The following is a 9681-nucleotide window of genomic DNA, read 5'->3' on the forward strand; positions in this document are numbered from 1 at the left end:
GATTTGGTGGCCCGAACCATCTCCTTTTTACCGGGAGGACCTGCCAAAGTTTCGACCTTCAAATTGAGAGATTGAAGATCTCTTTTTAATTGACCCTTAGCACAATAGGTCACGAATATGCCTTCGGGGTGCATAGATTGAGCTATGTCGGATAGGATTTTTAAGTCCCACAGTTCCGCCTGTTTGTTGGGGGCAAATGCATCGAAAAAGACAATGTCAAAGGTATTTTGAGGTGCCTGATATTCTTCAAGCTTAGCCTGCACCTTATGGAGGGTAAAGAAAGGATTAATTATAACATCTTCGTTCCAGGTGCTTTTATGAATAGTTTCAAACCACGACTTAGCCTCTGGCGCTTCAAGGTACGAAGCATAGTTAAGTTGCTCAACCAGTTCATAGCCTACAGGAAAAGCTTCAATGGAGGTGAACCGAATTTGTATTTGGTATTTAAATGCAAATTCGGCAGTTAACAAAGCATTGAGACCGGTACCAAGTCCTACCTCAAAAATATGGGCACTTTTAAGTCCTTGATTGATCCTGTACTTTAAGCCCATTTCAATGAAGACATGCCGCGACTCTTGTACAGCACCGTGAAATGAATGATAAGTTTCATTGAGAGCTGGTACATACAAGGAATGCGACCCGTCATCCGTAGTGATGAGCCTTATTTTGCCTTCATTATTTTCGGCTTCTTTGGTCATTAGCCTTTGGTAATCAGTACGGTGGCATAGGCGGCTACTCCTTCTTCTTTGCCAACAAACCCTAGTTTTTCAGTAGTAGTGGCTTTAATAGACAGGTCTTCTTCGTCTATTTTCATAACGCCGCTCAGGCATTTCTTCATTTCCGGAATGTGAGGGTTGATCTTAGGCTGTTGAAGGCAAATGGTTGAATCAATATTTCCAACCTCCCATCCTTTGTCACGGAGCAGTTCCATTACCTCTTTTAAGAGTATTTTGCTGTCTATGCCTTTAAACTTTGGATCCGTATCCGAAAAGTGGAAGCCGATGTCACGCATGTTGGCAGCCCCAAGCAGGGCATCGCATATTACATGGATCAGTACATCTGCATCAGAATGGCCTACAGCTCCTTTGGTGTGTGCTATTTTAATGCCACCCAGCCAGAATTCCGACCCTTCTTTAAGTTGGTGTACGTCATAACCAAATCCGGTCCTTATTTTCATTGCCTGTTATATCTTTCCTTTTTGCTTTGACTTATAATGAAGCACTGAGCAGTTTGTTGGTGCCAGTATCTTTTTTACATCCTTATTAATCTGTTCCACAGTTACCTGCTGGATTTTTGCCGTTTCTTCATTTACAAGATTAGTATCACCTGAGAGTGTGGCAACAGCAAGGTTCATGGCCCTGTTCAATACCTCAACCTCTGACATCACATGGCTGGCTTCGGCCTGATTTTTAACCTTTTCAAGTTCTTGTTTCGTAGTTCCCAGGGTGATGAGTTCGTCAATCACAGCCTGTACTTCTTCTTCGGCTTTTTCAATGGGTATACCCGACGAAACTTTTCCGTTGATGATGAGCAGGCCAGGATCTATCGAGCCGGTAATTGAGGCGCCTATCGAACTGAATATCTCACTTTCCTTTACCAGCTTTTCGTAAAGCCTTGAGGATGAGCCTCTGCCCAAAATGTCGCTGATAAGGTCTGCAGCATGATAACCATCATCAAATTTTCCGGGAATATGGAATGCCATGTGAAGTGCGTCAGCCGGAACATCGGCAGTTATTTCCATAAAGCGCCTTTCCTGCTGCTCTGGTTCTCGTGGCAGGCTTCTTTTGTAATCGTTGCCCCGAGGTATCGGGCCAAACCATTTTTCAGACAGTCGCTTCACTTCATCAAACTCTACTTTTCCTGCTACAACCATAATGGCCTGGTTCGGGACATAGTGTTTATTGAAGAAGGCCTTCACATCTTCCATCGTAGCATTTTCTATATGACTGATTTCCTTTCCGATGGTAGGCCACTGGTATGAATGTTTTTTGTATACCAAAGGGCGGAACTTTAACCAAAGATCGCCATAAGGCTGGTTAAGGTAGCGTTGCTTAAATTCTTCAATAACTACTTTACGCTGTACCTCAAGCACCCTGGGATCAAACGACAGGCTGAGCATACGGTCTGATTCCAGCCAAAATCCCGTTTCCAGATTTTGCGCAGGTAAGGTCATGTAGTAATTGGTGATATCAGTACTGGTAAAGGCATTGTTTTCACCTCCGGCTAGTTGCAATGCTTCATCATAGTTTGCTATGTTTTTGGAGCCACCGAACATCAGGTGTTCAAAAAGATGGGCGAAACCAGTCTTCTCAGGGTGCTCATCCCTGGAGCCAACATCGTACAGAATATTTAAAACAGCGACCTGAACCGCAGGGTCTTCGTGAACTATTACCCTGAGTCCGTTTTCGAGTGTAAAGCTTTTAAATTCTATCATTGTGTAAGGCAAAAATAAAAATATCGCATCATTTTGCAGATAATACCAATGCTTTAATTTTGCTTACTAAATTTTGAAATATGCATTTTGACAGGAAGAATTATTCCGATAAAATATTAAAGGAGCTTTATGAAGCTTTATTGAGGCCCAGAATGATTGAAGAGAAGATGTTGATCCTTCTCAGGCAGGGCAAAATTAGCAAATGGTTTTCCGGTATTGGACAGGAAGCCATCTCTATTGGCTCCACCAAAGCGCTTGAAAATGATGAATACATTCTTCCGATGCACCGGAATTTAGGTGTTTTCACCACGCGGGATGTTCCTTATAGCCGTTTGTTTGCTCAGTTTCAAGGAAAACTGTCAGGCTTTACCAATGGTCGCGACCGGTCTTTTCATTTTGGCACCAATGATCATCATATTGTAGGTATGATCTCCCACTTAGGACCTCAACTGGCGGTGGCAGATGGAATTGCCCTGGCGAACCAGCTCACAAACCAGAAAAAGGCTACCCTGGTATTTACAGGGGACGGAGGTGCCAGTGAGGGTGATTTTCACGAGGCCCTTAATGTAGCTGCGGTTTGGGATCTGCCGGTGATCTTTGTTGTAGAAAACAACGGGTATGGACTGTCTACACCAAGCAACGAACAGTTCAGGTTCAAAAGCTTTGTTGATAAAGGCCCCGGATATGGAATCGATGCCATAAAGGTAGATGGTAATAATGTGCTTGAGGTTTATGATACCCTTAAGCAATTGGCAGAAAACGTACGCAGGAATCCCCACCCGGTGATCGTGGAGGCCATGACATTCAGGATGAGGGGGCATGAAGAGGCTTCCGGCACTAAGTATGTACCAAAGGAGTTGATGGAGAAATGGGCCAAAAAGGACCCTCTGGAAAATTATGAAAAGTATCTCCTTAAGGAGAAGGTGATTACTGAGGCTGATATTAAAAAGTACCGCAAGGCTATTCAGAAAGATATCGATGAGGGACTGGAAAAAGCTTATGCCGAAGAAATGCCCCAGGCTACTACCGACAAAGAGCTTGCGGATATGTATGCACCCTTTGTACAGGAAGTAAAATCGCCATCAACTGAGACAAAATCTACAAAAAGATATGTAGATGCTATTTCTGACGGTCTGCGCCAAAGCCTGGAAAAATACCCTGAACTGGTTGTAATGGGGCAGGACATAGCGGAGTACGGTGGTGTGTTTAAAATAACAGAAGGTTTTGTGGATAAATTTGGTAAAGGCAGAATACGCAACACACCACTATGTGAGTCAGCTATTATTGGCATCGGCTTAGGTATGTCCATTAAAAAGCAAAAGTCTGTCGTAGAAATGCAGTTTGCAGACTTTGTTACCTGCGGATTTAACCAAATCGTTAATAATCTGGCCAAATCACATTATCGCTGGGGACAGAATGCTGATGTTGTCGTGCGGATGCCTACGGGTGCGGGTGTGGCAGCAGGACCTTTCCATAGCCAGTCCAATGAAGCCTGGTTTTTCCATACGCCTGGTCTGAAGGTCGTTTACCCATCAAACCCGGCAGATGCCAAAGGTTTATTATGTGCAGCCATTGAAGATCCTAACCCCGTGATCTACTTCGAACACAAGTTCCTGTACAGGTCTTTGAGTGATGATATCCATGATGATTATTACACGATCGAAATTGGTAAGGCCAATCTGGTAGAGGAGGGTACAGATCTTTCCATCATTACTTATGGGATGGGTGTGCACTGGGCCAAAGAAGTAATGCAAACTTTGCCTGAGCTTTCTGCGGATATCCTGGATCTGAGGTCGTTGCTGCCGTGGGATAAAGAGGCTGTGGAGGCTACCGTAAAGAAAACCAACCGGGTACTGATTTTACATGAAGACTGCATGACCGGTGGTATAGGTGGTGAAATAAGTGCATGGATCAGTGAACATTGTTTCCGTCATTTGGATGCCCCTGTTTTAAGGGAAGCCAGCCTGGATACGGCTGTTCCGTTTTCTCCGGCCTTAGAGCAAAATTTCTTACCGAAGGGCAGGCTAAAACAAAAAATTAAGGATTTGGTGGAATTTTAATTAAATTAGTGCGTTTTAAAGGCTGGCTAATTTATTTTTTAACAGATTTCGCCTGAATTGAGTATCCTGAGTCAATTTAAATTTTTCAATTTTACCATGAGTTTCCGGCTTTTGTTAGCCGGGGCAATGATGGTATTCATCATAGGTGTGAATACTCCTGAAGTGCAGGCTCAGGAGAAATCGCGCTATGAAAAAATGCAGGAAAAGCGGAACAAGAGTAACCGCCGCCTGAAAAGAAGGGGAGATAAAGGAAAGTCAAACAAAAGGAAGCTCAGGGCTACTAAATTTAAAGTTCGTTCGAAACAGGGAGAACGTGCTTTTAGAGGTGATATAACCGGCCGGAAATTTCAATCCAAAAGATCTACACGTCCCAAATGGGGCGCCCGCATTGCCAAGCCAAATCCATATGCCGGCAGAAAAAGGACGAGTGAGGCCAGCAGGGCAAAGGCTTTTAAACAAACACCAAGATACTCATCCAGAGATCGGGAAAAAGCATGGAAAGGTAACGCAGGACGAGCCAGCTCAGGCTCCATACGTACAACATTTACGGGGAAGCGCTCATACCAGCAGGTTAAAGGTTCCGGACGCTCCATTACTCGTGATCCGGAACGGCCAAGAAGAGTAAGAAGAGTTACTCCAAGATCTGCCTCCGGAGCTTACAGGGTAAGAAAGCGTGAGAAGCCTTATGCTATCAGGGAGAGATCAAAATGGGAGAAAGCCTTTCAGGGAGATATTACCGGAAGAAGATTCAGAACCAAACGAACCACTGACAGACCATCTGTCCAAAGGCCAAGGGATGTTAAATACACCAGCAAGGGCAGGAGAGGAGATAAGGCCTACAGAGGAAAAATACAAGCTGGTTATAAATCTATCAGCCGTACAAAAGAAAAAGCATGGAAGAAAGATATATCAGGCAACAAACTGAGGATAAGGACTTCGGGGCAACCTAAATTCAATGATTCCCATTTTCAAACGTATCCTAAAGGTAAGAGAAAGGGAGACAAGGCATACAGAGGAAAGCTTAAAGGGGGTGGCTACAAGTCTATAAGCTCAAGAAAGGAAAGGGCTGGAAGACGGTCTCCATCTACAAGACCCCCAGGTGAGGGTACCCAAAGAGCCTGGAAATTTCAGGGTAATATTAAGTCTGGTAAGCCGCTTAAAGGTGGAGGAAGCGTCAGTGGCAAACGGTGGAACAATAATGGCCGGGCAGTTCAAGGCAGAGGGCCTCGTGAGCAGGATAACCGTGTGGCAAGGTTTCAGGGTAATGTTAAAGGAGGCAGGAGGCTGAAAGGCGGTGGCAGTATCAGCGGCAAGCGATGGAATAATAATGGTCGGTCAATTCAGGGCAGAGGGCCTAGAGAACAGGATAACCGCGTAGCGAGATTTCAGGGTAATGTGAAGAAAGGCAGACCTTTGAAAGGAGGAGGCAGCATAAGCGGTAAACGTTGGAATAACAATGGGCGAGCAGTGCAGGGTAGAGGACCGCGAGAGCAGGACAACCGTGTGGCAAGGTTCCAGGGTAATATTAAGGGTGGAAAGCCTTTAAAGGGAGGTGGAAGTATTAGTGGCAAGCGATGGAATAACAAAGGTAAGGCTGTTCAGGGCCGAGGACCGAGGGAGCAGGACAATCGTGTAGCCAGGTTCCAGGGCAATATCAAGAAAGGCAGACCTTTAAAAGGCGGAGGCAGCATTAGCGGCAAGTTGTGGAATAATAAAGGTAAGGCAATACGAGGCCGTGATCCGCGAGAGCAGGATAATCGTGTAGCGAGATTCCAGGGTAATATTAAAGGAGGTAAGCCGCTAAAAGGCGGAGGCAGTATAAGTAGGGCCGGCTGGAACAATAAAGGAAAGGCTGTACAGGGGCGTGAGCCAAGGGATCAGGACGATAAAATTGCTAAATTTCAAGGCAATATACGACAATATATGCTTGAGAAAGGGCCTGATGATGCACAAAAATATAAAGGTAACCTGTCCAGAGCGTATTTACGCGAAAAAGGACCGAATGATGACCATAAATATCGTGGTAACATAAAGCAGTTCCACTATAAGAAGAATCCAAACTCGGCTGAGGAGGCCTTGAAGATCAAGCCACCAGATGAAATCTACTTTAGAAAAAAGCCATATCAGGGTAATATAAAGGTTACTTCAAAAAGGAAACGGAGTAAATCAGCCGCTGAGGAAGCATTGGTGACCAAGCCGCCGGGTAAGGGTACGGCCAGGGGAATGGAGTATCAGGGACGCTTGAAAATGCCAAATTATAAGAAAAACCCGAAAGGTGCTGATGATGCCCTTAAGGGGATCGGCCCTTCCCGCGCATCTATACAAGCAGGTAATTATCAGGGCAATATTAAGATGCGTAAGAAACGTGTTGAAGACAGACACCCTGACTTTAAATACCTGAGCAGTAAATCAAATGGCAAAGCTGAGAAAGACAAGACATTCAGCTTTAAGCTATTATGGGCAAAATTTTTCAAGAAGAATGAAAACCAGCCTGATAACCTAAAGCAGAAGGAAAGAAAGCCGCGTTACGATAAAAGGGAAGAGGATATTTGGTACGATTAATTTTTGCAATTAAGAAACTTTTATAAATCCTTATTGCTTTTATGGTGAAGTTTATTAGAAAATTTGGAAAGTAACAGCCAATGTCATGGCAACCTATAATTAAAATTATATATGAATTGGATAAGACTGAACAGTAGCGAAGATCTGGAAAGGATCAAAGAAGAGTCTCGTGAGAATCTGGTTATGATATTTAAGCACAGTACTCGTTGCTCCATAAGTGATATGGCATTAAACAGGCTTGAAAGGTCATGGTCGGACCAGGAGATGGTTAATATTAAGCCTTACTACCTCGACCTGATTCAAAACCGTAATGTTTCCAATGAAGTGGCCGAGGTTTTTAATGTAAGGCATGAGTCTCCTCAGGTGCTTATCATAAAAGACGGTGAGGCCGTTTACAATGATTCCCACATGGGCATCAACTATAGCACCATTAAAGATTTCGCTAAAAACTAAAAGTCACACTTTGTTTAATGCTTTCAGAAAGGCTTAGCGCCACAGGGCAAGTCAGTGCTGCACGCTTTAGCTTTTCTTTCTGAACGTCCGTAGCATTTAAATTGTCAATGCTGAAGTCAATTTTGATTTCAGCTATTTTTCTGGGGTTTGCGCCCATTACTTTGGTTACATTGGCTTTAAGGCCTGTAAGGTCTATGTCTTCCCTGCTTGCTGTTATTCCCATAAGCGTCATCATACAACTGCTTAAGGCAGAGCTTACCAGGTCAGTCGGTGAAAAGGCTTCGCCTTTGCCATTGTTATCAACGGGAGCATCAGTTATAATTTTATTATTTGATTTTAAGTGAACGGCAGAGGTTCGCAGATCGCCCAAATATTCGGTGGTCATCGAGTGCATAATTGTGTTCGATTTTAAACTATAATTTAGTAATTTGCGTTACAGCATATAATCGCTAAATTTAAAGAATCTTTTATTCCCAATTATTTAAATATGCGCAAAAAAGCGTACTTCCTTTTGCTCTTATTATTTCCTTTGTTCAGCTCAGCTCAGGATAATGATGCTGAAAGCTATGAGAAAGAATTTGTATGGGGAATTAATAAAAATACGGCCGGTGGATTGATAGGTGGCTTTATGATACGCAGCTCCAAACGAATTGGAGATAAGCTGTACCAAAGTCTTGGCGTGGAAGTGGTCAATGTAAAACACCCATTGGAAGTAAGGCGCAACTCAAATATCACAGGAAACCTTTTCATATACGGCAAAACCAATTACCTCTACGCGATCAGAGCGCAATACGGTCGGGAATTGATCTTGTTTAGAAAAGCCCCGCAGCAAGGCGTAGAACTGAAATTAATAACTGCAATAGGCCCTTCAATAGGAATTGTCGCTCCGTATTACATCGATTATGATGCTGACGGCAGAAGCAATCCTTCAGTATCTTCACGCAAAGAGCAGTATGATCCCTATAAACATAATGCTGATTTTATTCTGGGAACAGGTCATATCCTTCAAGGCATTCAGGAATCTAAAATTCAATTAGGAGCCAATGTTAAAGCAGCTCTGAGTTTCGAATTGGGGACTTCTAAGACCAGTGTCACAGGTTTTGAAGCCGGCTTTTTGCTGGATGCCTATACCAAAGAAATTCCCCTCATAGAAACCGCTGATAACAAGGCAATATTTCCCACGGCTTTCATCACCCTGTTCTACGGAAAGCGTAGATAATCAGTGGTTGCTTATGGTAATGAAAACGTTAATTCATAATTTTGCAGCTTAAATACAGATGCTATGATAGAACTTCCGGTAATTTCAGAAGGAGAAGAAAAGAAAAGGCGCAAACCTGACTGGCTAAGGGTAAAATTGCCAATAGGCAAAGAGTACGCTAAAGTCAGGAAGCTGGTTGATAACCATAAGCTGCATACCATTTGCGAGAGCGGCAATTGCCCGAATATGGGTGAGTGTTGGGGAGCAGGTACCGCCACCTTCATGATATTGGGCAATGTATGTACAAGGAGTTGTACTTTCTGTGCGGTAGCTACAGGCCGTCCGCCTGAGTATGATGCCGAAGAGCCCAAACGTGTAGCAGAAGCTATTAAGCTCATGGGAGTGAAGCACGCCGTGATCACTTCGGTGAACCGTGATGAACTCAAAGACCGCGGCGCTGAAATCTGGTATCAAACCGTAGTAGAAACAAAGAAATTGAGCCCGGAAACAACTATTGAAACACTTATTCCGGATGTGAAAGGTAACTGGGACGCACTGTATCGTATGATCGAAGGAGGGCAGGAGGTTGTGTCACACAACGTTGAGACCGTGGAGCGCTTATATCGAAGAGTAAGACCTCAGGCGAAATATCAACGAAGCCTGGAGCAGATAAAGCTGACTAATGAAGCCGGTAAGCGCACAAAATCAGGTATTATGCTAGGAGTTGGGGAAACGGTAGATGAAGTACATAAGGCTATGGATGATCTTGCTGAGCATGGCCTGCATATCTTAACACTTGGGCAATATTTGCAGCCTACTAAAAGGCACCTTGAGGTTGCAGAATTTATTCACCCTGACCAGTTTGCAGCTTATAGGGAAGAAGGGCTGAAAAGGGGCTTGAAGTATGTTGAGTCAGGACCCCTGGTGAGATCTTCTTATCATGCGGAACGTCATGTAAATGTTCCTATATAAAA

At 43.9% G+C, this 9681-nt stretch carries 9 protein-coding genes; 5 read left to right on the forward strand and 4 right to left on the reverse strand.

Features of this window, described 5'->3' with window-relative positions:
* The 3 genes from mnmC2 to E1163_RS06030 form a co-directional block, all read right to left on the reverse strand.
* Positions 1-698: tRNA (5-methylaminomethyl-2-thiouridine)(34)-methyltransferase MnmC2 (mnmC2, locus tag E1163_RS06020; RefSeq protein ID WP_155170533.1), on the reverse strand; the 698-nt coding region annotated here is incomplete at its 3' end.
* Positions 698-1177 carry a 2-C-methyl-D-erythritol 2,4-cyclodiphosphate synthase gene (gene ispF, locus E1163_RS06025; RefSeq protein WP_155170535.1) on the reverse strand — a complete coding sequence of 160 codons (480 nt, stop codon included), beginning with the start codon at positions 1175-1177 and terminating at the stop codon, positions 698-700. The genes mnmC2 and ispF, both read right to left, overlap by 1 nt.
* Positions 1178-1183: 6 nt before the next feature.
* A complete protein-coding gene (locus tag E1163_RS06030) occupies positions 1184-2434 on the reverse strand; it encodes a M16 family metallopeptidase (RefSeq protein ID WP_155170537.1) in 1251 nt (416 codons plus the stop codon).
* 80 nt (positions 2435-2514) lie between these two features.
* On the opposite strand from E1163_RS06030, the gene E1163_RS06035 reads away from it, so the two are divergent.
* The 3 genes from E1163_RS06035 (at position 2515) to ytxJ (ending at position 7509) form a co-directional block, all read left to right on the forward strand.
* The gene (locus E1163_RS06035; protein WP_155170539.1) at positions 2515-4494 is read left to right on the forward strand and encodes an alpha-ketoacid dehydrogenase subunit alpha/beta; all 1980 of its coding nucleotides are present in this window, start codon (positions 2515-2517) and stop codon (positions 4492-4494) included.
* Positions 4495-4590: 96 nt separating this feature from the next.
* Positions 4591-7056 (forward strand): hypothetical protein, encoded by a 2466-nt coding sequence (locus E1163_RS06040; RefSeq protein ID WP_155170540.1) that lies wholly within the window; start codon positions 4591-4593, stop codon positions 7054-7056.
* A 111-nt stretch (positions 7057-7167) separates the two neighbouring features.
* On the forward strand, positions 7168-7509 hold the full coding sequence (gene ytxJ / locus E1163_RS06045) for a bacillithiol system redox-active protein YtxJ (RefSeq protein ID WP_155170541.1): 342 nt from the start codon (positions 7168-7170) through the stop codon (positions 7507-7509).
* Here the strand turns inward: ytxJ and E1163_RS06050 are convergent.
* Positions 7499-7903, reverse strand: a complete 405-nt coding sequence (locus E1163_RS06050) for an OsmC family protein (protein ID WP_155170542.1) — start codon at positions 7901-7903, stop codon at positions 7499-7501. The genes ytxJ and E1163_RS06050 overlap by 11 nt on opposite strands.
* A 93-nt stretch (positions 7904-7996) precedes the next feature.
* On the opposite strand from E1163_RS06050, the gene E1163_RS06055 reads away from it, so the two are divergent.
* Together E1163_RS06055 and lipA are read left to right on the forward strand one after the other, a co-directional pair.
* Entirely contained in the window at positions 7997-8728 is a 732-nt protein-coding gene (locus E1163_RS06055) for a hypothetical protein (RefSeq protein WP_155170543.1), read from the forward strand.
* Between the two features lie 63 nt (positions 8729-8791).
* Positions 8792-9679: a lipoyl synthase gene (gene lipA / locus E1163_RS06060; RefSeq protein WP_155170544.1), complete on the forward strand. Its 888-nt coding sequence runs from the start codon at positions 8792-8794 to the stop codon at positions 9677-9679.
* The last annotated feature ends 2 nt before the right edge of the window (positions 9680-9681 follow it).

It is taken from the genome of Fulvivirga kasyanovii (assembly GCF_009711405.1).
Taxonomy (GTDB): domain Bacteria; phylum Bacteroidota; class Bacteroidia; order Cytophagales; family Cyclobacteriaceae; genus Fulvivirga; species Fulvivirga kasyanovii.